Annotated in this window: 22 protein-coding genes and 1 pseudogene; 12 read left to right on the plus strand and 11 right to left on the minus strand. The window is 68.6% G+C overall.

The window, feature by feature from the left end; genetic code table 11:
- Positions 1-25: 25 nt before the first annotated feature.
- A complete protein-coding gene (locus tag V6V89_RS12495) occupies positions 26-1,528 on the minus strand; it encodes a hypothetical protein (protein WP_334619225.1) in 1,503 nt (500 codons plus the stop codon).
- Between the two features lie 417 nt (positions 1,529-1,945).
- Here V6V89_RS12495 and V6V89_RS12500 point away from each other — a divergent pair, with 417 nt between their 5' ends.
- Genes V6V89_RS12500 through V6V89_RS12515 form a run of 4 tightly spaced genes read left to right on the plus strand, consistent with a single transcriptional unit; the run spans position 1,946 to position 3,607 of the window.
- On the plus strand, positions 1,946-2,674 hold the full coding sequence (locus tag V6V89_RS12500) for a hypothetical protein (protein WP_334619226.1): 729 nt from the start codon (positions 1,946-1,948) through the stop codon (positions 2,672-2,674).
- Positions 2,671-3,120 (plus strand): MerR family transcriptional regulator, encoded by a 450-nt coding sequence (locus tag V6V89_RS12505; RefSeq protein ID WP_334619227.1) that lies wholly within the window; start codon positions 2,671-2,673, stop codon positions 3,118-3,120. The genes V6V89_RS12500 and V6V89_RS12505 overlap by 4 nt, the downstream gene beginning before the upstream one ends.
- Complete coding sequence (locus V6V89_RS12510) at positions 3,117-3,437, plus strand: hypothetical protein (protein WP_334619228.1); 321 nt, start codon at positions 3,117-3,119, stop codon at positions 3,435-3,437. Before V6V89_RS12505 ends, V6V89_RS12510 begins: the two co-directional genes overlap by 4 nt.
- Positions 3,425-3,607, plus strand: a complete 183-nt coding sequence (locus V6V89_RS12515) for a hypothetical protein (protein ID WP_334619229.1) — start codon at positions 3,425-3,427, stop codon at positions 3,605-3,607. Before V6V89_RS12510 ends, V6V89_RS12515 begins: the two co-directional genes overlap by 13 nt.
- Before the next feature lie 114 nt (positions 3,608-3,721).
- Here the strand turns inward: V6V89_RS12515 and V6V89_RS12520 are convergent, their stop codons facing one another.
- Together V6V89_RS12520 and V6V89_RS12525 are read right to left on the minus strand one after the other, a co-directional pair.
- Positions 3,722-4,690, minus strand: a complete 969-nt coding sequence (locus V6V89_RS12520) for an NAD(P)-dependent alcohol dehydrogenase (RefSeq protein WP_334619230.1) — start codon at positions 4,688-4,690, stop codon at positions 3,722-3,724.
- Positions 4,691-4,809: 119 nt separating this feature from the next.
- The gene (locus V6V89_RS12525) at positions 4,810-5,142 is read right to left on the minus strand and encodes an NAD-dependent epimerase/dehydratase family protein (protein WP_334619353.1); all 333 of its coding nucleotides are present in this window, start codon (positions 5,140-5,142) and stop codon (positions 4,810-4,812) included.
- Between V6V89_RS12525 and V6V89_RS12530 the strand changes: the two genes are divergently transcribed.
- On the plus strand, positions 5,080-5,313 hold the full coding sequence (locus tag V6V89_RS12530) for a hypothetical protein (protein WP_334619360.1): 234 nt from the start codon (positions 5,080-5,082) through the stop codon (positions 5,311-5,313). The genes V6V89_RS12525 and V6V89_RS12530 overlap by 63 nt on opposite strands.
- A 229-nt stretch (positions 5,314-5,542) precedes the next feature.
- On the opposite strand, the gene V6V89_RS12535 is transcribed toward V6V89_RS12530, so the two are convergent.
- Positions 5,543-7,075, minus strand: coding sequence for a hypothetical protein (locus V6V89_RS12535; protein ID WP_334619231.1), 1,533 nt, complete (start codon positions 7,073-7,075; stop codon positions 5,543-5,545).
- Between the two features lie 621 nt (positions 7,076-7,696).
- The gene (locus V6V89_RS12540; RefSeq protein ID WP_334619232.1) at positions 7,697-9,262 is read right to left on the minus strand and encodes a condensation domain-containing protein; all 1,566 of its coding nucleotides are present in this window, start codon (positions 9,260-9,262) and stop codon (positions 7,697-7,699) included.
- Here V6V89_RS12540 and V6V89_RS12545 point away from each other — a divergent pair.
- Positions 9,261-10,436, plus strand: coding sequence for a cytochrome P450 family protein (locus V6V89_RS12545; RefSeq protein WP_334619233.1), 1,176 nt, complete (start codon positions 9,261-9,263; stop codon positions 10,434-10,436). The genes V6V89_RS12540 and V6V89_RS12545 overlap by 2 nt on opposite strands.
- Before the next feature lie 36 nt (positions 10,437-10,472).
- On the opposite strand, the gene V6V89_RS12550 is transcribed toward V6V89_RS12545, so the two are convergent.
- Positions 10,473-11,090, minus strand: a complete 618-nt coding sequence (locus tag V6V89_RS12550; protein ID WP_334619234.1) for an AAA family ATPase — start codon at positions 11,088-11,090, stop codon at positions 10,473-10,475.
- Positions 11,091-11,442: 352 nt separating this feature from the next.
- On the minus strand, positions 11,443-12,444 hold the full coding sequence (locus V6V89_RS12555) for an SMP-30/gluconolactonase/LRE family protein (protein WP_334619235.1): 1,002 nt from the start codon (positions 12,442-12,444) through the stop codon (positions 11,443-11,445).
- A gap of 68 nt (positions 12,445-12,512) precedes the next feature.
- On the opposite strand from V6V89_RS12555, the gene V6V89_RS12560 reads away from it, so the two are divergent.
- A complete protein-coding gene (locus V6V89_RS12560) occupies positions 12,513-13,286 on the plus strand; it encodes a phosphotransferase (RefSeq protein ID WP_334619236.1) in 774 nt (257 codons plus the stop codon).
- A 125-nt stretch (positions 13,287-13,411) separates the two neighbouring features.
- Here V6V89_RS12560 and V6V89_RS12565 read toward each other — a convergent pair whose 3' ends face one another.
- The 3 genes and pseudogenes from V6V89_RS12565 to V6V89_RS12575 form a co-directional block, all read right to left on the minus strand.
- Entirely contained in the window at positions 13,412-14,047 is a 636-nt protein-coding gene (locus tag V6V89_RS12565) for an LD-carboxypeptidase (protein WP_334619237.1), read from the minus strand.
- Entirely contained in the window at positions 14,047-14,931 is an 885-nt protein-coding gene (locus V6V89_RS12570; RefSeq protein ID WP_334619238.1) for a S66 peptidase family protein, read from the minus strand. Before V6V89_RS12570 ends, V6V89_RS12565 begins: the two co-directional genes overlap by 1 nt.
- A gap of 114 nt (positions 14,932-15,045) precedes the next feature.
- Positions 15,046-15,878: pseudogene (locus V6V89_RS12575) on the minus strand (transposase family protein).
- A 322-nt stretch (positions 15,879-16,200) separates the two neighbouring features.
- Here V6V89_RS12575 and V6V89_RS12580 point away from each other — a divergent pair.
- From V6V89_RS12580 to V6V89_RS12600, 5 genes are all read left to right on the plus strand, one after another.
- Positions 16,201-16,767, plus strand: coding sequence for a hypothetical protein (locus V6V89_RS12580; protein WP_334619239.1), 567 nt, complete (start codon positions 16,201-16,203; stop codon positions 16,765-16,767).
- Positions 16,768-16,781: 14 nt separating this feature from the next.
- Complete coding sequence (locus tag V6V89_RS12585; protein WP_334619240.1) at positions 16,782-17,882, plus strand: sensor histidine kinase; 1,101 nt, start codon at positions 16,782-16,784, stop codon at positions 17,880-17,882.
- The gene (locus tag V6V89_RS12590; RefSeq protein WP_334619241.1) at positions 17,879-18,535 is read left to right on the plus strand and encodes a response regulator transcription factor; all 657 of its coding nucleotides are present in this window, start codon (positions 17,879-17,881) and stop codon (positions 18,533-18,535) included. The genes V6V89_RS12585 and V6V89_RS12590 overlap by 4 nt, the downstream gene beginning before the upstream one ends.
- Before the next feature lie 427 nt (positions 18,536-18,962).
- A complete protein-coding gene (locus V6V89_RS12595) occupies positions 18,963-19,742 on the plus strand; it encodes an aminoglycoside phosphotransferase family protein (RefSeq protein ID WP_334619242.1) in 780 nt (259 codons plus the stop codon).
- Positions 19,743-19,914: 172 nt separating this feature from the next.
- Positions 19,915-20,499: a dihydrofolate reductase family protein gene (locus tag V6V89_RS12600; protein ID WP_334619243.1), complete on the plus strand. Its 585-nt coding sequence runs from the start codon at positions 19,915-19,917 to the stop codon at positions 20,497-20,499.
- A gap of 115 nt (positions 20,500-20,614) precedes the next feature.
- Here V6V89_RS12600 and V6V89_RS12605 read toward each other — a convergent pair whose 3' ends face one another.
- Positions 20,615-21,622 (minus strand): RNA polymerase subunit sigma-70, encoded by a 1,008-nt coding sequence (locus tag V6V89_RS12605; RefSeq protein WP_334619244.1) that lies wholly within the window; start codon positions 21,620-21,622, stop codon positions 20,615-20,617.
- Positions 21,623-21,634: the final 12 nt, after the last annotated feature.

The following is a 21,634-nucleotide window of genomic DNA, read 5'->3' on the forward strand; positions in this document are numbered from 1 at the left end:
CTGTCCGCCGGTCGCAAGTAGACAGTTAGCAAGATCCAGTTACACCGTTATCTTGACAGTCCCTCGGCCCTTTAGGGTAGCTGTCGTATTTTCGGATGCTGACGGTGGTTACGGATGAGTTGTTGGCGGTGATCAGTCGGTTGTCGGCCACGGGCCAGAGCCGGCCGTCGTCGAGGAGGTAGCCGGCCGGTCTGCCGGCGGCGATGATGGCCGGTGCGCCGGTGTGCAAGGAGGCGCCGTACGGGATTTGGTGGAAGGTTTGCGACGAGACGTTTACCCGGTTGCCGGTCACGGCGGTGTAGACGCCGAGTTGCTGAATCTGTAGGCGTCGGCCGCCGGTGATGTACGTGGCGGGCAGGCCTGGGCTCTGGATTCCGTAGCCGTTGAACAGGGCGGTTACCTGAGAGCTGGTCAACTGACCGCAGGTGCGACCGGTGAGCAGGTCGAACCCGAAGTGGCCCAGGGTGTGTGGCGGCTCGTTACCGGTGGACTGGATGACGTCGACGGGGATCCGACCGCATTCGCCGTGGGAGGTGACGGCGGCGTGTTTGTCGGGCTTGGAGACCAGGGCGGGGCCTTCGGTATAGGTGCCGGGCAGCAGCCCGTCGGGGTGCGGGTGGACGCGCAGGTCGTCGCGGTCCAGGAATTCCAGGACCGAGCCGCCTGAGTTCGGGCCGTTGCTGGCGACGATGAACGCCCGCAATACGTCGGAGTATTGCCAGTCGACGGAGAAGCCGTTGAGTACCGAGAAGCTGCGGTCATTGCCCGTGGTTCGTGGTTGCCAGCCGGTCGCGGTGAACACGTCGACGCCGCTTTGGAAGGTGGGGTCGGCGGAGCGCCAGGCGAACTGCCCGGCACCGTTGTCCAGCGCGCCGCTGGCGGTGGTGTCGGTGAACAGCAGGTAGAACAAGCCGTCCAGGTGGACGACACTGGGCTGGCCGGCGCCGTACCGGTTGGCCCGGTCGACCTCGAAGGCAGGGCCGATGATGGGCTGCCCCTGGTTGAGCCGGTGCCATTGGAGTCCGTCGGTGCTGGCGGCCACGCCGATCTGGGTCAGGTCCGGCGACCCGTCCCGGGAACCGCCGTAGTACATGTAGTAGGTGCCGTCGACCCGCACGACCGACGGGTCACAGGTGTGCTGATCCCAGCCGTTCGTCGTGCCGTCGAAGACCCGCCACGGCTGGCCGCCACCGGGCGACCGGAAGGGTCCGCCGAGTGAGGTCGATTCGGCGTACAGGATGTCATCACCGGGGACAGTCCCGCCCGAGAGTTGGCTGCACCACCACATCCGGTACGGGCCGTCCGCCATCACCGACGGTGCGTAGTCGTACACATTCCGGCTGATCAGCCCGCTGGAATGCGAACGGTACGTATCAGTGGGCAACGCGCCGGATTCGTCGGCGGCCGCGATGCCGGCCGTTGACCCCACATATCCGGCAAGCAGGAGCGCCGCCAGCAGCGCGAGCCGTCCCAACGCGCGGACGCTTGGCCGGCCAAGCCGGCCAGCGATGGTTCGGTCAGGCCTCACGATGCAGGTTCCTTCCCCCGTGACGACAGATGCAGATGCCATCTAACTGCGTGCCGCTGTCATTTCGCTGACGCGGGCAGCTCATGTCAACAACGCGTGAGAAGTTCCCGGACGATCAGCGGCGCGCCCCACAACGCACCGATGAGCGCGGGTACCAGCGCGAAACCGGAGCTACCGGGGGCCAGCAGCTCGAAGTCGTCCGCCGCCTGATCATCGCGGCCAGTTGTGGGCGAGCCGTACCGTCTGGTTGACGAGCGGTTGGCCGCCCGCCGGCGAACGGCTACAGGAATGATCTGTGGCTGCGTCCCGCCCGGCGCCATCCAGACCGAAGGCTTGCATCCAGTACCTTGGTACAGGTTTACCGTCGAGTGGACGGCGCCTACCGGCGTCCTAGCCATCCGCTCGAAGGAGCCTGTGATGTCGTTCGACGTCCCCGACGCGTGCACGCTACCCGCAGCTGAGCAGCCGTTACGGCTGGCCGAGTTCGACGACCTGTTCGCTACCTCCGTGCGCCGGGTCGACCCGGTCAGCACCACCCAGGCCCCGCTGCACCTGACCGGCCCCGCCGGGCTGACGGATCGAGTACGTGATCTGGCCGCGCGGGAGACCTCGTGCCGCTCGTTCGTCACCTTCACCACCACGCCGCAGGAGGCGACTGGCGGCGAAGCTGTGGTGCTCGACGTAGAGATCCCAGCCGCGCACGCGGACATGCTCGGCCTCGGCGCCGACACGCTCGTCGCGCTGGCTGCCGGCCAGCGCGACGGCGACTGCCCCGGCACGCAGCGGCTGTTGGTCGACGCGGTCACCGCCCGGCTCGACCAGGTACAGGCCGATCTCGCCGTGCGGAACCGGCAGGCCGTCGAGGCCGGTCCGGGCACCGCAGCCCGGGCGACCGAGCTCAGCGCGAGTGCGTCGCTGTCCGAGGACGCGGCCCGGTTGCAGGCTGTGTTCGACGTCGACCTCGCCGGCACCGTCGGTCGGCTGGCCGCCGCGGAGTACCGGTGTTGCTCGTTCGGCAGCTACACCCTCATTGTCGACGGCAGTGGCCTCCGTTTGGAGATTCGCATGCCCGCCGGCGCCGCCGGGACCCTCGCGGCCGTCGTCGGTCTCCCGGACGTTCCCGCTGGCGATGGGGACGCCCGGTGAGCGCACTGGAGCAGGCGGGACTGCGCACCGGCGAGGTCGCGGAACAGGCCGGCGTGAACATCCAGACCCTGCGCTACTACGAACGCCGTGGCCTGCTCGCCGAACCGCACCGCTCGAACGGCGGGCACCGGCTCTACCCGCCCGACACCGTCGCCCTGCTCAACGTCATCAAGGCAGCGCAGCGGCTCGGCTTCACCCTCGATGAGGTCGCCGAGCTGCTGGACGCCGGCCGGCGCCGCCACCCGAGCCCGGACCTGCGCGAGCGAGCCATCGACAAGATCGCCGAGATCGATCGGAAGATCGCCGACCTCACCGCGATCCGCACGACGCTGACCGAGGTCGTCGACGCACGCTGCGACCGCCTCACTAACTGCACCTGCGCCGACTGCCCGATCCCATACCTGAGCATCGGCACCGCCGAGCGACCTGCCGGAGACCGCGCATGAACCAACCACTGCCCTCACCCACCCGAGCCGGGCACCAGGAGCTGGTGATCGACAACGCGCCACCACGGCGCAGCAAAGTCACCGGCGGGCTCGCAGCGCTGGCCTGCGCCGCCTGCTGCGCCCTGCCGGTACTCATCGCCGCCGGGGTCCTCACCGGCGCCGGCGCGGCGATCCTGGAGAAGACCCTGCTTGCCGGCGCCGCAGTCCTGGCCAGCCTCGCCTTGGGCATGTGGTGGCTGCACCGACGCCGTTCCGCCCGGCGCGCTGCGGCGGCGGGTGCCGGCTGCGGTTGCGGCGGCAGTGGATGCGGCGGCTGAACACGATCCGGGTGCGGCACCCGCAGGTGCCACACCCGGGCGATGTGGTGGCATACGCCCGTGACGATCCTCCGTTCCATCCTCGGGAGAGCTACCACCCGAACGTCATCGGCGCAGTGGCCTACCGGGACGTGGTCGAGCAGAGCCTGGTCGATGTCGGGTACCCGTAGCGGCCCGGGCGCCCGGCGCGGCGTCTACTGGGGCTGGGCATAGCAGGGCCGTGCCACCACGACTGCCCAGCCACCCTGGCAGCGGCATGTGCGGGTGGTCGCGTCGGGGCAGACTCAACCGTCCACGACGGTGATCACGACGTTGCCGGTCTTGTGTCCGCTGTCGACGTGCCGGTGCGCCTCGACGATCTCGGCCATCGGATAGCTGCGGTCGATGACGATTCGGAGCCGGTCCTGGCTGAGCTGCTCCCGCAGCGTGGCCAGGGCCACGTGTTTGCGTACCGACATCCCGGTTCGGACCCGCGGACCACCGGTAACGGCGGTGCGCACCGCGAGCGCGGTATTCACCAGGCCGGTGGTCGGCAGGTAGCAGCCGCGCGGCGCCAGCACTGGCCGGCACCGGGCGAACGAGCTGCGGCCCACCGTGTCGAAGACCGCGTCGTAGCGCTCGCCGCTGGCGGTGAAGTCCTCGACGGTGTAGTCGAATACCCGGTCCGTGCCGAGCGACTCGATGAGCTTCACGTTCCGGCCGCTGCACACGCCGTGCACCACGGCGCCGAGCTGCTTGGCGAGCTGGACGGCGTACGTGCCGATGCTGCCGGAAGCGCCGATGATCAGCACCTTTTGTCCGGCTTGGACATCGGCCAGGTCACGCAAGAAGTACCAGGCGGTGGTGAACCCATCAACGGTGGCTGCGGCCTGCGCGTAGGTGACGTTCGCCGGCATCATGGTCACGCTGGCCCGCTCCGACAGGCACTTGTACTCGGCGTTGGCCCCGGCGCCGAAGCCGGTGAAGCCGAAGACCCGGTCACCGGCCCGGAACTGCCGCGCCGCCGGCCCGACCGCCGCCACCTCGCCGGCGAACTCCAGCCCAAGCACGCGAACGCCCTTGCGCGGGCGGCGCAGACCGATGAGGACCCGCCCCCACATGGGCTCGCCCCGACGCATCCCGCACTCGGCTGAAGTCACCGTGGTGGCGTGCACCCGGATCAACAACTGGTCGGCACGGGGCACCGGCGTCGGCAGCTCGACCTGGGTCAGCACCTCAGGTGGACCGTACGCGTGGAACATCGCCGCTCGCATGCACGACATGATCCGGCAGTACCGCTGTGTCAACGCTGAGAACACGTCAAGCGCCGCGGAACGCCGCGCTCGTATCCGGCTCTGCCGCCCTGCCAGCTCGCCGGATACGGGCGGTCGTGTCAGTAGGCGACGGTGATGCGGCGACGGATGGCGTCGTTGATTTCGAGTTCGTCCACCAGCGCGACGGCGGTCAGTGTCGGGCCGGTGGGCAGGCCCTCCGAGCGGCCCGACCGGGACGCGGCGGTGACCTGGTGGCCGCGGCTGAGCGCCTCGGCGACGATGCGCGAGCCGATCATGCCGGTGGCGCCGATGATGAGATCTTCACGAGGGTTTTCCGTTCGTCGGATTCGAGGGATTCGAGTGCGGGAGGTGAGGCTGCGACTCGGTGGTTGTCGAAGCAGACCCAGTCCGACTTCTACATGTGGTCCGTCCGCACCGACGTCGCACCGCACCAGGGCTACCGGCCCATCTGGGACTACCCCAACGCCAACCTCGACGGCTTCGACCGCTTCATGAGCGACCGCGGCATGGTCGAGCGCTTCCGCCAGCAGCTGACGCTGTACGTCGGCGAGGTCAAAGGTGCCCCATCCCCCGGCTGGCTGGGCCTGCACCCCGGACGATGAGTCCGCCCACGCCGTCAGGCACCGACGATCCTGACCAGCAGAAACAGCAAACACGCTGGTCAGGGTCTATCCGTTGGCGCCCGTTAAGACGCCCCTTGATACCCATCAACACCCACGAGCAAGTGATACCCCGCGCAGGCGCACATCGGACCGGAATGCTCGGCTTCATGCTCGACAGGAGTCCGCAGGGCCTGCCGAAGCTTGCTAGCCCGCTGCTGCCGGTCAGCGATCACACGGGGCCGCGTGCAGGTGTTGCGGGCGGGTCGGCTGTCGGCTGAACCAGATCGTCGACCCGCAGGAGGTACTCAGCCTGCTCCTCGTCGGTCAGCTCGTACTCCTTCGCGCAGGCGACGAGGGTCGCGCCGCAGGCGGTCAGGGACTCAGCGGTGTTGCGCAGGATGCCGGCAAGCTGGTTGCGGGCCTCGTCGAATCGCTGCGCGGAGCGTAGGAAATACGTGCCGGACGATTGCAATGGAGTGCACAGGGCGAGCGTCGCCTCTGCTGCGGCGTACTCGCCCGCGGCGCCGGGCAGGTTGATGTAGCCCGCCTTGTACAGGTTGACCAGGGACACGACGACGTTAAGGTTCATCGGTACGTCGTATTTGTCGATTGTCGGCGTTCCCATCGTTGCAGGCCCGTTCGCCAGCTCGGGGCGCTCAAGACGCAAACCCGGGCTGCCGAATCCGGTGCGACTGTTTAGATCGTGGTTCAGCGATTCGGCGAGCATCCGGTCTAGCTCGGCGAGCCCACTCTCGACGTCGATGATTAACTCGATCGCCGTCCGAAGGACCTGCGGAGCAACGGTGCCCTCGATCGGCGCCTCATCAGGAGCCTCGACCTGCTTGCCCCGCGCGTAGCCGACGATGGCCGTGCCGAGTGAGATTGGGCCCGCGACCGGTGACAGCGGGGGAAAGAGCGACAACGCACCGGTGATCATCGAGGTCCAGGACAAGACCTCGATGTCGTAGGCCTGTCCGGGAGCACCGGACTCGCCGGAGAGTCGCGCGATGCAGGTGTCCGCGATGGTCAGCAAGTACCGTTGGGCGGTGGTCGCCGCCTCGTGGTACGTCTGCGGTATCACGGCGAGGATCTGGGCATATGACTGCTGTTGCCGAGCCGCTTTGTAGAAGGGCTTCAGGAAATCGTCACGGAACTTCGCCGCGGCCTTGCCGGTCCACTGCTCCTCGGTGATCAGGCCGTCGACGTGCATGACCCACTCGCTGAAGGCGGCCTCGATGCGGTCGTAGACACTGGTAGGCGACCACCCATCCTGGTGCGCTACCTGACTGGTGGTGCCGCCGAGGCGGCCGACGAAGACCGTGAAGTCCAACGGATCCAGGTCGTAGAACGCCTCGAAGTGGTAGCGCAACGTCGTCAGCAGGTCGTTGAGCAGCTGCCACTGTTCCCGCATCGGCCGCGCCGCCTCGTCAGGGCTGACAGCCTCGGAGCCGATGAGAGGTCCGTCCGGTTTCCCCGGACCGGGTACGACGTTGCCGTTTTCGTCGAGCTGGTAGTTGTTGATCTGCAAGAAATTCTTGAACCACGCCAGCGCCAGGCGTTCGATCTCGGCCAGCTTGGGTGGCATGTCCTCCGCGTACCGCGGCGGAATCAAGCTCGTTAGTACCCCCATAGAACCTGCCCTCTCCGAAGTCGGTGGCGGTGATATCTCCGTCCAACTCTCACAGGCGCGACGCTCGACATAAATGCCATTTAGCGGTGGCTGAAAGGTGGTGAGGTCGGACGGCGGCGCCGCTGCTGTCACCCGGCCTAGCGATCGTGTGATGGCGTTCGCCCAGGCAGAGTCCTTATTGGACTAGATGGACGCTGCCGGTCAGGCACAGTCCATGTTGGGCATTGGTTTTATGCGGAGTCTCGGAGACGTTAGACCCCGCCAAGACTATTCACGTTTTCGTGGTCGATGAATGCGAGTAGTGGGGCTCTTGACGATGACTGCGTCCCGCGCGCGCGTAGGTGGGGGGCCAGGCCGACACCCCACTACCCTCGGCAGTCACCGGTCCAGGCTACGAGGACAATGCGATCTATCGATGTTGCGTTACGTCGCTCACCGTGGCACAGTGATCCACGTTCGGTGATTTGTCGAGCGCTCGAGAGTGCGTGCTTTCTGGTCCGACCGACGGGGGATCGATCGATGGCCACTGTCGACTTCCAGCAGGCGCGCCGGCTCGGGAACTGGCGGTGTTCCCGGACGCCGACCGGCTCGACTTCCACCAGCCCGGCAACGCGCACCTCGGGTCCGGGCACGGCATCCACTACTACTTCGGGGCTCAGCTCGCGCGGATGGAGCTCCAGGTGGCCGTCGAGACGCTGGCGCACCGGCTGCCGACGCTGCGGCTGGCCGTGCCGGCGAAGGAGCTGCGCTGGGTTAGGGGCCGTCGTGGTCGAGTGGATCGCGCCCGCTCGCCGGCCGCCGCCCGTTCAGGACGTATCGGCGCGGTGCCAGCACGTCGGTGCGGCCCGCCAGCGCGCCCATCACGAGGGCGTGGGCGGCCTCCGGCGTGTTCACATCAGAGGTCAGATGGGCGGTCAGGTCGGCGTCGACGGCCACGTCAGCGGCCCGGCACGCCACCCGGACCACCTCGGCGACGGCCGACGGGTCGTACCAGTCGGGGCCGGCCCGCCGCCAACCAGCCGGCCGGCGTACCGGCTCCAGCCCCGCCGTGTCGGCGATCCGGGACGCCGGCACGTCACCGTCGGCCAGCCCGCGCAGCACGAGCGCCTCCACGGCCCGCAGCAGCGCCCACCCGGTGTCCCGGCTCAGGTACGCGGTGTCGGCGAGCACGAACAGCAGGCAGGTGTCCGGCGCGTACTCCAGGGTGAAGAACGCGCGGGCCCGCGCCCCCGGCGTGCTGAAGTCGACGAAGAACCGGGTCTTCGCCGGGTCGGCGTCGGGCACCGACCAGGATCGACCCATACGCAGGTCGTTGAAGAACGCCAGCAGGTCCAGCGACGCGCCCCGCTCGTGCCGCACCGTGCCCTTGAGCGCGTCCAGCGCGTACGGGTCGTAGCGGCCGTACCGGTACGCGCGCTTGGCCGCCGTATGTCCATCGTGGACGATCCCGCGCAGGGTGGACGCCGCCAGGTCGACCGCGAACAGCCCGTCCTGCGCCGCCTTGCCGACCATGCCGCGCAGTGGTGCCTCGCGCCGGTTGCCGCAGATCACCCGCAGCGCCGCGGTCTCGTGCCCGCCCAGCGTGGCCAGCGCCGCCCCGGCAGTGGTCGCGAGCAGGCTGCCCACGCTCACGCCCCACCGCGAGGCCAGCGTGGGCGCGGCGGCCGCGAGGGCGGGCGAGTCCATGCCCAGCCGCACGAACCGCTCCGGCTCCGGCGTCCGCTCCGGGAAGTCCAGCAGGGACCGGGGCGCCCGCTCCAGGATGGACCGCCAGTGCGCCAGCGCCTCGGCGTTGTGCCGCACCGCCTCCGGCGTCGCTTCGGCCGCCGCCTGGTCGAGCGGGTGCCAGGTGGGCTCCGGCAACGACTCGCCCCGCACGAGCGCCGGCAGTTCCGCCGCGAGAATCATCATCGCCGACCAGTCGGTGGACAGGTGCGAGGTCACGAGCGCCACGGCGGTGTCGTCCACGATGGCGCACCGCACCGGCACCCCGTCGTCGTGGCGGAACGGCTCGGCCGCCAGCTCGGCCAGCACCGCCTCCGGGTCGCCGGTGCGCGTCACGACGTCGAGCGAGCCGGCGCGCAGCACCCGCTGGGCGCCGTCCGGGTACGTGGTGCGCAGCGCCTCGTGCCGCTCGACCAGGCGCCGCAGCCCTTCCCGCACGGCGGCGTTGTCGCTGCCGGCGGGCACCGGCAACACGTACGGCACGTTGAGCGACGCCTCATACGGGCCCAGCCAGTCGATCCACCGGCGGGTCGAGCGCTGCCCCCACGTCAGCGGCGCGTCGCCGCCCCGGGCACCACGGAAGGAGATAAGCATGGATATCCAATATGAGCTGTCCGCCGACTTCACGCAATGGCCGGACGGCATCCTCGACCGGTTGCGCGAGCGCGGGCCGGTGCACCGGGTGCGGCTGCTGCCCGACGACGACGTGTGGCTCGTCACGTCCTACCAGGACGTTCGCGCCGCGTTCTCCGAGCCGGGGCTCAGCAGCGAGGACCGGTACGTCAACGGCACCGGCGAGGGCGACCACCTCGGCGGCAGCATGCTCACCGCTGACCCGCCCAACCACACCAGACTGCGCCGGCTGGTGTCGGCCGCCTTGACCCCGCGCCGGGTCGAGGGACTGCGGCCCGCCATCGCCCGAATCGCCGGCGAGCTGCTCGACTCGATCGCGCCCCTGGGCAGCACCGACCTCATGGCCAGCTACGCCCTGCCGCTGCCCACGCGGGTCATCTGCGCGCTGCTCGGCGTACCCGACGAGGACCGCGACCAGGTGCGGGCCTGGTCGGACGTGCTGTTCGCGGCGCCCGTCGACGCCGCCGCGGTCGCCGACGTGCTTACCGCCCGGTCCGCGCTGCGCGGCTACCTGGCGGAGCTGCTCGCGGCGAAACGCCGCGCGCCCGGCGACGACCTGCTCAGCGCGCTCTGCGCGCACGACGACCGGCTCACCGACGACGAACTGGTCGCGACCGGCGTCCTGCTACTGGTCGCCGGCCACGAGACCACCGCGGGGTTGGTTGCCGCGGCGACGCTGCGGCTGCTGACCCACCCGGGCCTGCTGACCCGGGTACGCGAAGACCGCGCGCTGCTGGCCCCGGCGATCGAGGAGTCGCTGCGGATGGACGGCGCGGTGGTGCTGGGCGTGGTGCGCTACACCAAGCGGGACGTCACGGTCGCCGGGGTGCGGATTCCGGCCGGCGAGGCCGTGATGCTGTGCACGCCGGCCGCCAACCGCGACCCGGCCCGCTTCGCCCACCCTGACACCGTCGACCTCGCCCGCCCGGAGAACCCGCACCTGAGCTTCGGGCATGGCATCCACTTCTGTCTCGGCGCGCCGCTGGCCCGGCTGGAGGCCCGGATCGCGCTCGACGCGCTGCTCGACCGCCTGCCGGACCTGGCGCTCGCGGTGCCGCCGGCGGAGGTCCGGTGGCGCTCCAGCGCCGTCCGCCGGCTCGCCACCCTCCCCGTCCGGTTCACCCCATCCTCATGATCAAGGCGTCCTTCAAGATTGATGCTGGCGGGCGTGTCACGGTTCGTGTGAGTATCTCGCGTTGGCGGCGGTCGGGGCGTACTGGTCAGGCAAGGATGGCCAGCGCTGCGAGGCCCACTCCGACCATGTCGCGTGCTCTGGCGGGACGGGTGGAATCTGAGAACCTCGCAGTTCTTCGTCGTCCGGCGCTTGAAACTGTGCCCGCCACTGCTCAAGTTCAACGTCGCTCATGTGGAACGTTTGATCGGGCGTAGTTACGAACCGATTGGTGACGCGCCTGCGTTGCTCCTCGTGGTCAATCGGCAGGTAGACAACTTGGCTACGCGCGCCGACGGTGCCAGCGATCCAGCGGAGCGCTGATCGTTCGTCCTTGCCCCAGAACCCGAAGTCGAAGACGACATTGATGCCCAGCTCCGCGGCCCGCATGCCGATCTGAACCAGCTTGCCCTCAACCAGGTCACGCTTATCTGGTGGGTTTTGATCGCCAAACAGCGCGATCTGCCACTCGTCTGGCGTTAGCCGCAGACACGACTCGCTGATCTCCAGTTCCTTCGCGCGAGTGGTTTTCCCGGCGCCGGGAAGGCCAACGATCAGGTAAACGATTGCAGGTCCGACGCGCGGATCGGTCGGCTCGGGATTCTTGTGTGCGTACATGCGGCGGCTCCTGAGGGATGGCAGGGGCCAGGCAACGCGAGACGGCCGCCCGGCAGGAAGCCGGCGGCGCGGAACCGCGGAACTTACCTACGGACTGTCCCAGCGCCGTCAGCGAAACGGCAGGGACGAGTCACGGACACACCAGCACACATGCCCACGACTCTACCGATGAATGGCCGGGTCGCCCGTCCGATTTAGCCGATAGGCATGCATGTGCTCGGTCGATGCCGAGCAGGGCGGGTCGCGCGGCGTCGCGGATGAGCCATGGTTCACAGCGGGTCGTAGGTGAGCATGAGCACGCCGGTGGTGGTGGGCGTGCAGTCAACGAGCCGCAACCGTCTCGGCAGGATGATCAGTACGGCCATCCGGGCACATTGAGCTCGATCTGGTAAACGCCGAAGTCGCCCCACGTCCCGGAGGTGATGAAAAGGGTGCGGCCGTCCGCGCCGCCGAATGCCGCGTTCGTGGTGTTCCTGCCAGCGGAGATTGTGCCCAGTGCTCTGCCGTCGGGCGCGAACACGTGTACCTTGCCGTCCACATAGGACGCCCAGTAGAGGTTACCCGCGCAGTCGATCGTCGCGCCGTCCGGCCCGCTCAGGGCCGCGAACTCGGTGCGGGGTCCGGTGGTGCCGTCGGTGAACACCGGGTACCTGTAAATCCTGCCGGCGCTGTTGCCGCCGACGTAGAGCGTGTTTCCGTCCGGTGACAGCACAATACCGTTTGGCTGGGCCACTGTGTCGTCGACCAGAAACACCTCGTCGCCGCTCACCCGGAAGATGCCGGTGCGGCCGGCCATCTCGTCCGCTCGGTCGCCACGCTGGAAGCTCGGGTCCGTGAAGTAGACAGTCCCGTCGCCGCGGACGGTCAGGTCGTTGGGGGAGTTGAACCTGAGGCCCTGAAACGTCTGCACGACCACGTCTCGGGCGCCGCCGGCCAGGTCGTAGGAGGACAAGCTCCGCTGATCGTGCGTGGCTGCGAGGACATGCCTGCCATCGGTGCTGAGGGCGAGGCCATTGCTGCCGCTGCCGGCGACGAAGACGTCGAACCGGTCCGGCGGAGTCAGCGCTCTGATGAGGGAGGGCTGCACGCCCTCAGGCCCTGCGGCGGGCTGCATGTCCGACACCAGCAGCCGGCCGTCCTCTGCGATCCAGACCGGACCCTCCAGGAAGTTGAACCGGCCCGGAACCCGGACGGCGGAAACGCTGGCCGCCGGCAGCGGATCACCGTAGGTGCCGCCTGGCAGGCAGGGGGCCGGTGCGGCGTACGCCGACCGCGCCGGTTGGTACTCCGCGTCCGCCGTCAACAACGGACTCGTTACGGTGACCGTTACCGCCAAGGCGAGGAGCCGCATCATGCATGCATTATGCACATCGATCGATGTAAGGGGAGACCCACGGGACGGCTCCACACGCGATAAACCCGGTGACGTCGGTGATCATCCCCGCGACAATGGCCGACGTGGAAGAGGTCGAGGTCGTCGTCGCACACAACGAACGCGCGACCCTGCGCGTTGGTGACGTGTTCCTGAAGATCGACGCTGATCATGCCCGCACCGAGGCAGAGGTCGAGGCGATGGCTTTGGCGCCGATCCCGACTCCGGAGATCGTGTGGCGCAAGCCGCCCGTGCTCGCGCTCGCCGCTCTCCCAGGCGCGGCACTCGGCCACCTCGGCGAGCCATCGACCGCGTCGCCCGCGGCGTGGGCCGCGGCGGGTGCCGCCGTCCGGACGCTGCACGACGCGCCGCTGCCGCCATGGCCGGGTCGGAGCCTCGACGAGCTCGCATCGCGCCTGGCCGGCGAGTGCGAGTGGCTCGTCGCCAACGACGTCCTTCCCGCTGACGTGGTCACGCGCAACCGCCGGCTCGCCGAGACCGCGCTCCGGCCATGGACACCGGTATTCATCCACGGCGACCTACAGGTCGACCACGTCTTCGTCGCCGGTGACGAGGTCACCGGCGTCGTCGACTGGTCCGAGGCGTCCCAGGGCGACGCGCTCTTCGACCTCGCCATCTTGACGCTCGGACACAAGGAGCACCTTGGCGACGTCGTCGCCGGCTACGGCACCGACGTCGACCGCGACCTCATCCACGCATGGTGGTCGTTGCGATGCCTGACCAACGTCCGCTGGCTGGCCGAGCACGGCTACGGCTCCCCGGACGAGTTCCCCGAGGTCGCCGTGCTCAGATCCCGGCTGTGAGGCTGCACGAGCCCGACGGCTACGAGTGCCGTTCTGCCGCATCGAGCGGGCGCAGGCGCGCGCAGGGGCGGTCATGCCGCATAAGGTGCGGTCGTCCACGCCGTCGCATCTCAGCGTCGTGGCGTTCAGCCGACTGACAGCACGGCCTCGGTCGCGTTGAGGACGGCAGAGACACCGATGGGAACCGGCGGCCTTCCGGGGCCGATCGGCAGGTTGCCCAGTACCGGCACGTTGAGGGTGTTCAGGTGGTCGGTGAGTACGTCGTTCAGGCTCCATTCTCGGTCGACGAAGCCGTCGAAGCCCGCGAAGTGGCCTACCGCTACGCCGCGGACGCCCTTGAGTGCGCCCGCCCGGATCAGGTGGGTGAGTTGTCGGTCGACTTGGCCTAGACCTTGGGTGCGTTCGCCGGTGAGCAGCAGGATCGCGCCGTCGAGGGAGGGCAGGCCCGCGCCGACCATCGCACGTAGCGGGCCGAGGCTGCCACCGAGCAGGACGCCTTCGACCCGGCCGGGCACCCAGGTCTCGCCGGTGAGCTGTAGGCTGCCGAGCCGGATCTGTCCGTTGCCGTGGTAGCCGACCAGGCCGCACACGCGCCACAGTTCCATGTGGACGAAAGTGGTGCCGCCGGTGCCGACGATCGGCTTGGGGTCGGCTCGTACGGCATCGAGGTCGAGGCGGTCGAGCACGCGGTGATCGCCGTCGAGCGCGATCGTCCGGACCGTCGTGTCGCGCAGGGCTTCGTTGAGTTGCGCGGCGTTCATCAGCACACCGCCGAATCGGCGGTCAGCGAGCCTGCGTGCGCGTCGAGCGTCGCCTCAACGCCTAGCGGAAGGCAAACCTGGTCCTCGCGATGCCCGAAGGGCAGCCCGCCGAGAATCGGCACGCCCAGGCCGCCCAGCCTCTCGCGGATGACGGTCATTGCCTGGTCGGGGCCCGGTTCGGCGACGCTTGGATCAAGCCCGATGAGATCGCCGATCGCGAAGCCGCGGATTCCGTCGAGCAGGCCGGCCCGGAGCATGCCCCAGAGCATGCGGTCGAAGTGCGGGTTCTGCGGACCTTCGAGGCAGAGAATCGCGCCATCGAGATGAGGTAGGCCGGCGCCGAGGAAGTTGCTCACCGCGCAGGCGCATCCACCCACGAGTACCCCCGTTGCCCGGCCCGGTACGGTCACCGAGGAGGGCTCGGCATGCAGGGTGATCGGCTCGGTCTCGAACAGCAGCCGCCGGCACGACTCGTCGGTGCGGCCGCCGGTACCCACGCAGCCGTGCACGCCGGCCAAGCCGGTCGCCGCCCAGAGAGCGATGTGCAGATTTGAAATGTCGCTGAACCCCACGACGGGCTTCGGGTCGGCGCGCACAGCGGCCAGATCCAGGCCGTCCACGATCCGGTACGCACCCGCGCCCCCCGTGGCCGCGACAATCGCCCGCACGCCTGGATCGCGCAGGGCATCGTTGAGGTCGGCGAGCCGATCCTCGTCGGAGCCGGCCATGAAGCCGCGCCGGTCGAGGGCGTGCTTGCCGAGCTCGGGCCGCAGCCCCCAGCCGGCGAGTGTTTCCATGACCTGCTCGGCCCACTCTGCGCTGGGAAAACTGGCCGGCGACACGACGCGGACGCGGTCGCGGGGTCGTAGTCTCGGCCCTCGCACCCGCCGGACTCTATCCGTCTTGACCTCACAACCGCCACCGCCACCCGCCCAAACACCGGCACAGGTAGTTTGCCCGCGCCGCAATTGATCGATGGATAAAGCACTGAGGTGATCTCAACGAGGTAGGTATCTGTGTTCGAAATGCGTGAGCACTAGAGCAGCCCGGGAGATATCGCCGATCTTCCTTGGTGGTTGGGTGACGTGCTGGAGTACGCGCCAGCGTTGGGTCAGTAACGCGAACCCGCGTTCGCCGATACACCGCATTGACCGCAGTAGCGTGTTGTAGGTTCGGTTGTTCAGGTGCAGACGGTGCCCGTCTGTGGGCTGTTTGATCGGGGTGTGTACGCCGTGACCTGCGCCTTCGTAGCCGGGATCGGCCAGAGCGGGGAGGCCTTGGGCGGCCATGGCATACAGGGCACCCAGAACGTGTTCTTGAGCCACTCGCAGGTCATGGACCGACCCGGGTTCCACGTCTGAGACCAGAGATGGAACCCGTCAGGGCGCATCACAGCCTGGATGTTGCCACCGAAGTCGTGCGTCTTTCCCGAATACCAGGCGTCGATGAGCTCGCCCTTCTTGCTGACGGTCTTCTGCCGGCACCGGTCGCTGTCCACGATCTTCCCGTCCAGGATCACGTGCGACCAGCCCTCGGCCTGCACGCGGTGCAGAGCCTCGGTCAGGTCCGGAGCCTGGGCGGACAGGACATACAGGACCTCGTCGTGGTAGCGGTAGGCGGTGGCGCGGGACAGGCCGAACCCGGCACCGAGTTGAGGAATGTCCACGCCACGGTTACGGAACCACACCAGCCCGAACACGGCTTGTCGCCATGGAGTCAGTATCCGGGTGCCTCGCCGGGTACCCAGAACGCGGCGATGCGCAGCGAGCAGCCGCGAGACGTAGCCGACCAGTTCACGGGGAACGTCGAGCATGGCGCGATAGGCGATCACGTGGGGTCCTCACCAGTAGGTCGATCTTGTGGTGAGTACTACCTACCGAGGCCCCACGCCTGGGTCCAGCACCGTCCGACTGGACGATATGCCCATGTCGCCGGCGGCGTCGAGGAGAACGGGAACACTGGGGTGGTGTTGACAGCGCGGCGGGGCGGACGAGCCCGGCCCGTGGTCGGGCGGGGGCCTGGGGTAACCATGATGCCCCGGGCCTCCGCCTGTCTATTCAAGCCCACGATCCTGTACTGGGTCTTGTGGGTGACGGGGAAGATCGCCGACGTCGGCGATGTTTCGGGGCCGCGGGCGGATGACGATCGACCGCATGCAGAAAGCACCCGTTGTCTTTGTCCTCGCTCCCGCGCTCACGACCGTCTACGGCCTGGTCCGGCTACTGGACGGGCTGGATGGGCAGTACGGTCCCGGTTTCCTCTGGACCCTGGGGCATTTCGCCTTCCTCGTTGCCCTGTTCCTCTTCGGGTTCGTGGTGCTCGCCGCGCGCCGGATGATCGGCGGTGGGGTGGTGGCCACGACTGCCGCTGTGGCCGGTGTGGCCGGTCTGGTCTGTTCGATCGCTCAGATTGGCATCGACCTCGTGGTGGGGCTTGCGGCCGACGACAAGGCCGCGATGCGGCAGATGTTCGGTGATGTGCAGGATGTGCCCGGTGTCGCGGTCGCCGTCTACGGGCCGGGGCCGGCGTTGTTCTATGTCGGGTTGCTTGCGCTGGTCGTTCATCTTGCGGTGGTGCGGGCCGTCGCGGTGTGGGCTCCGGTGGCCCTGCTGCTCGGCATCGGGGTCGCGGTGGCCAGTCATGATCTGCTGCCGGTCGCTGGCCTGCTGATTCTGCTCGCGCTGGTACCCCTGGCCCGGCGGGCTCCCGCGTACGCATGACAGCATGGCGCACCGTGTGGTTGGGTCGGTGGGCGCGTTCGCCGTGGTCGGATGTCGTGCTGGCGGTTTGTGCCGCGGTGGCTCAGCTCTGGCCGTTGCTGTCCCGGGACGGTCCGTGGCACTGGTGGGGGTATGTCGTCGCCGCCGGTTCCGCGTTGCCGCTGGTGGCGCGGCGGAGAGCGGCGTTGCCTGTGCTGCTGGTCAGTTACGCCTTCAGCGCTTCGTACGATCTGGTGGACGCCGTTGCGTCGCAGCCGCTCTGGTACGGGCCGCTCATCGCCCTCTACACGGTGTCCGCCTGGTCCGGGCGGTGGGTGCGGTGGGGTGCGCTCGCCGTCATCCTCGGCGGCGGGCTGCTCACGGTCGGGTCGTCGGATACCGCATTTCGGGGCGTCGTCGTTTCCGTGACCGCGTACGCCTTGGGGAGGGCAGCGGCGGGTAGCAGGGCACATACCGCCATCCTGACGGAGCGTGCCGCGCGGCTTGAGCGGGAGCGGGTTCTGGAAGCCGAACGAGCTGCCGAGCGGGAGCGTGCCCGGATCGCCCGCGAAATGCACGACATTCTGGCGCACGCTGTGAGTCTCATGGTGGTGCAGGCGGAGGCGGGGCCGGTGGTGGTGCGTGCTGATCCGGAGCGGGCCGTCGCCACGTTCGACGCTATTGCCGCCGCCGGCCGGGATGCGATGGATCAGCTTCGTCGCATGCTTGTGGTGCTCCGGGAGGATGGTTCGGGTGCTCCGCAGGCGGCCGTCGAGGATCTGCCCGACCTGGTGCGGCAGGCGGCGGGGGCCGGGTTGGAGGTGGGCTACGAGGTGGCGGGCGAGCCCCGGCCGCTGCCGCCCGCCTTGGGGGTGGCCGTATACCGGATCATCCAGGAGGCGCTCACGAACGTCGTCAAGCACGCTGGCGCGTCCCGCGCCGACGTGCGGCTGAGCTGGCAGGAGCAGGAGTTGGCGATCGAGATTCGGGACAACGGCCGGGGCGCCGGGGCCGGGCTGCCGTCCGGCGGCAACGGCCTGATCGGCATCCGGGAGCGCGCCGCCGCGTGCGGCGGGACCGCATCAGCCGGTCCGGAACCTGCCGGCTTCACGGTACGCGCACGGCTGCCGCTGTGACCCGGGTAGTGGTCGCCGACGACCAGGAACTGGTGCGCGCCGGCTTCGCGATGATCCTGGACGCGCAGGCCGACATCGAGGTGGTCGCCGAGGCGGGTGACGGCTTCCAGGCGGTCGCCGCCGTACGCAATCATCGCCCCGACGTGGCGTTGCTCGACATCCGGATGCCGGGCATGGACGGCATCGAAGCCGCCCGGATCATCGGCGCCGAGACCGACTGCCGGGTCGTCATGCTGACCACCTTCGACCAGGACGACCACGTGTTCGACGCGCTGCGGGCCGGCGCCAGCGGCTTCCTGCTCAAGGATGTGCGGCGCGATGACCTCGTACACGCCGTGCGCGTGGTGGCAAAGGGCGAATCGTTGCTCGCACCGTCGGTAACCCGGCGGCTGGTCGAGCAGTTCACCACGGGCGGCGCAGCCCGCCCGCTGCCCGCGGAGCGGCTGTCCATGCTCACCAGCCGCGAACGGGAGACGCTGCGGATGCTCGCGGAGGGCATGTCCAATCCGGAGATTGCCGCCACCATGATGGTCAGCACGCACACCGCGAAGACGCACGTCAGCAACGTGCTCACCAAGCTCGGCCTGCGCGATCGGGTGCAGGCCGTGATCGCGGCGTACGAGACCGGCCTGGTCGTGCCCGGGCAGAAGTAGCCCGGGCAGTCGTCAGGCGAAGCCGCGGTGCTGCAGCTTCGCGCGCCGGCCGTCCGCGTGATGCCACACGATGCCCTCGTGTAACTGCCTCGTTGAGATCACCTCACTGAAGGGGGCGCCAAACCAAGGAATGACGGCACCATGCGTCGTTGTTCCCACGCAAAGGCCGGCGAATCTAGCCGCTGACCGGGCTGTGATACCGCAGTAGGGTTCGGATTTCGTTGGGCGCCTCCGGTTCTTGGTGGATACCGTCGCCCGGTGCGGCAGGCCGGGCGGTACAGCTACGTTGGGACTCGTGAGCTGTGCAAACGGGTGGTGAGCGCGGATGCGGTGGCTGTCGGTACGGCTACCGTTCTTTCTCAGGTGAGGACTGTTCTTGAGCGACACTCCAGATCTCGGCCCGCTACCCAAACGCCTCACGGTCGACGTGGATCAGGTGCGCCGGCTCGTCGCCGGCCAATTCCCGCACTGGGCTGACCTCCCGGTCGAGAGGGTTGCCAACGGCGGCTGGGACAACTGGACCTTCCACCTCGGCTCCGGGATGTCGGTGCGCCTGCCGAGCGCGTTGGAGTACACCGAGGCAGTCGACAAGGAGCACAAGTGGTTGCCGGTGTTCGCCCCCCGTCTCCCGCTGCCTATCTCCACCCCGATGGCCAAGGGCGAGCCCGGCGAGGGTTATCCATACTCGTGGTCGATCTACCAGTGGCTTGATGGCGAAACCGCGCGGGTGGACCGCATCGCCGACCCGGTCCGGTTCGCGCTCGACCTGGCTGAGTTCATCGTGGCCCTGCAAGGCGTCGATACCGCTGACGGCCCCCGTCCAGGCCAGCACAACTGGTACCGGGGTGGCACCCTGCGCACCTACGACGGGCAGGCCAACCGAGGGCTCACGGCACTCGACGGCCGTATCGATGTCGATATGGCCAGTGAGATCTGGAAGTGCGCCCTGAACGCGCGCTGGGACGGTGTGGAGCGCTGGTTCCACGGTGACATCGCGCAGGGAAATCTTTTGCTCAACGGCGGGCAACTGGCGGCGGTCATCGACTTCGGGACCTGCGGTGTTGGCGAAGACGCTTGTCGACTACGCCAACGCACTGGACGACGGCGAGGCAGCGACGGCGAGCTCGCGCAGGATCCTCGACGAAATCTTCTCCGAGTGAGGATCCACGTAGAAACTGCAAACATCCCAAGATCTACATCACTGTAGCCGCGAACCGCTTGGTACGCGACGCACCTTCACCACCGGAAGTTGATCTTCTCAAACCCGCTCTCGGTCCGGAACGCGAGGACTACCAGCGGACGTAGATCGCGCACCGATTAGGTTTTCGCGCCGCGCCCGTCTGTACGTATATAAGATCGGCTCACGAGAGGCTGGCATGATGCGGAAACTGACCTTCGGCATGAATGTGACCCTGGACGGCTACATCGCCGCGCCCGGCGACGACCTCGGCTGGAGTGGGGGTGAGGGACCGGATTCGTCGCCGAGCGACGAGCTGTTCCAGTGGTGGTCCGACCGGGTGGGGGCGACGGGCCTGGCGCTGTATGGGCGCAAGCTGTGGGAGACGATGAGTTCTCACTGGCCGACCGCCGACCAGCAGCCCGGCGCCACACAGGCGGAGATCGAGTTCGCCCGCCGCTGGCGGGACATGCCGAAGGTGGTGTTCTCCTCGACGACCAGCAGTGTCGACTGGAACACCCGCCTGGTCACCGGCGACGCAGTCACCGAGATCACCCGGCTCAAGACAGAGGACGCCGGCCCGATGGACATCGGCGGCGCGACGCTCGCCGGGGCGGCCATGCGGGCCGGGCTGATCGACGAGTACCTGCTGGTCACCGTGCCGGTCCTGGTGGGCGGCGGCACGCCGTTCTTCAGCGCGCTGGACAGCTGGGTGAACCTGACCCTAATGGAAACGCGGACATTTCCCGGCGGCGTCGTGCTGACCCGATACGAGACGAGGCGATGAGCACGGGCCATGCCGGCGCGGCGGTGGCGTTCAGCTGGTCGGGGTGCTCATTCCGCGGTGACGTCGGTGACGGCGGCCCGTGCGCTGGACTCGTCGACGACGGGGACATGTGTGATCACAGTGTCGGGGGGAGGTCCAGCCATGGTTTGTCGGTGGCGTCGAATCCGGTGAGCTCGGCGATCTTCCCGTCGACGATGTGCAGGACCGCGATGGCGAATAGCCGGTACTCCGGGTCGTCGGGGGTGCGCAGGTACAGCACCGCGGCAGGCATCCGGTTGACCGTCGTGGCGATACAGCGCCAGTCGTCGTAGCCGCGCTGGAAGAGCCCACCAGAGACCCAGCCGTCCACCGCGTCCTTGGCCGTCCTGATCACGGTGCCCGGCTCGGGCAGCATCGCGAAGCGCAGGTCGTCGCGCAGCAGGGACATCAGCCCGTCGAGGTCGTTGCGCTCATGGGCGTCGATGTACGACTTCACCACGCCGCGCTCGTCATTCGACAGCTCGTGGGTGGCAGGGCTCCGCCAGTCGAGGCGGCGGTCGGGCAGCTGCTCGCGCATCGTCACGCGCGCCCGCTGCAGCGCGCTGGTCACCGATGCGATGGTCAGCTCGAGGGCGTCGGCGGCCTTCGACGCCGGCCAGCCGAGGACGTCGCGCAGGATGAACACCGCCCGCTGCCGCGGCGGCAGGTGCTGGACGGCGACGATGAACGCCAGCTCGATCGTCTCCCGCGCCACCACCGATTCCTGCGGGTCCTCGGGGAGCATCCGGTCGGGGTACGGCTGCAGGTACAGCACCTCGGAGCCGGAGTCCGACAGCTCGGACGGTACGGGTGTGCGGTCATTGCGCTTCTCCAGGAAGTCGAGGCAGGCGTTCGTCGCGATCCGGTACAGCCAGGTCCGCAGCGCAGCGTGGCCCTTGAACGACTCCCGCTTGTTCCACGCTCGCAGGAACGTCTCCTGCGTCATGTCCTGGGCGTCCTCGTAGTTCGCGAGCATCCGGTAGCAGTGCACCTGCAGCTCACGCCGGTGGCGCTCTGTGATGAGCGCGAACCGCGCCGTATCGCCTGAGCGGACCGCCGCGATGAACGTGGCCTCGTCGGCGCCCAGCGGTCTAGCGTCGGTCATGGTCATCAATCC

It is taken from the genome of Micromonospora sp. CPCC 206061 (genome assembly GCF_036906915.1).
Taxonomy (GTDB): Bacteria; Actinomycetota; Actinomycetes; order Mycobacteriales; family Micromonosporaceae; genus Phytohabitans.

Excerpts from the sequence above, each read along its gene's own strand:
- V6V89_RS12510 (WP_334619228.1), top strand. The coding sequence starts at position 3,117 with ATGAACCAACCACTGCCCTCACCCACCCGAGCCGGGCACCAGGAGCTG.
- V6V89_RS12545 (WP_334619233.1), top strand. The coding sequence starts at position 9,261 with ATGGATATCCAATATGAGCTGTCCGCCGACTTCACGCAATGGCCGGAC.
- V6V89_RS12605 (WP_334619244.1), bottom strand. The coding sequence starts at position 21,622 with ATGACCGACGCTAGACCGCTGGGCGCCGACGAGGCCACGTTCATCGCG.
- V6V89_RS12580 (WP_334619239.1), top strand. The coding sequence starts at position 16,201 with ATGCAGAAAGCACCCGTTGTCTTTGTCCTCGCTCCCGCGCTCACGACC.
- V6V89_RS12555 (WP_334619235.1), bottom strand. The coding sequence starts at position 12,444 with ATGATGCGGCTCCTCGCCTTGGCGGTAACGGTCACCGTAACGAGTCCG.
- V6V89_RS12500 (WP_334619226.1), top strand. The coding sequence starts at position 1,946 with ATGTCGTTCGACGTCCCCGACGCGTGCACGCTACCCGCAGCTGAGCAG.
- V6V89_RS12515 (WP_334619229.1), top strand. The coding sequence starts at position 3,425 with ATGCGGCGGCTGAACACGATCCGGGTGCGGCACCCGCAGGTGCCACAC.
- V6V89_RS12550 (WP_334619234.1), bottom strand. The coding sequence starts at position 11,090 with ATGTACGCACACAAGAATCCCGAGCCGACCGATCCGCGCGTCGGACCT.
- V6V89_RS12540 (WP_334619232.1), bottom strand. The coding sequence starts at position 9,262 with ATGCTTATCTCCTTCCGTGGTGCCCGGGGCGGCGACGCGCCGCTGACG.
- V6V89_RS12565 (WP_334619237.1), bottom strand. The coding sequence starts at position 14,047 with ATGAACGCCGCGCAACTCAACGAAGCCCTGCGCGACACGACGGTCCGG.
- V6V89_RS12520 (WP_334619230.1), bottom strand. The coding sequence starts at position 4,690 with ATGCGAGCGGCGATGTTCCACGCGTACGGTCCACCTGAGGTGCTGACC.
- V6V89_RS12600 (WP_334619243.1), top strand. The coding sequence starts at position 19,915 with ATGCGGAAACTGACCTTCGGCATGAATGTGACCCTGGACGGCTACATC.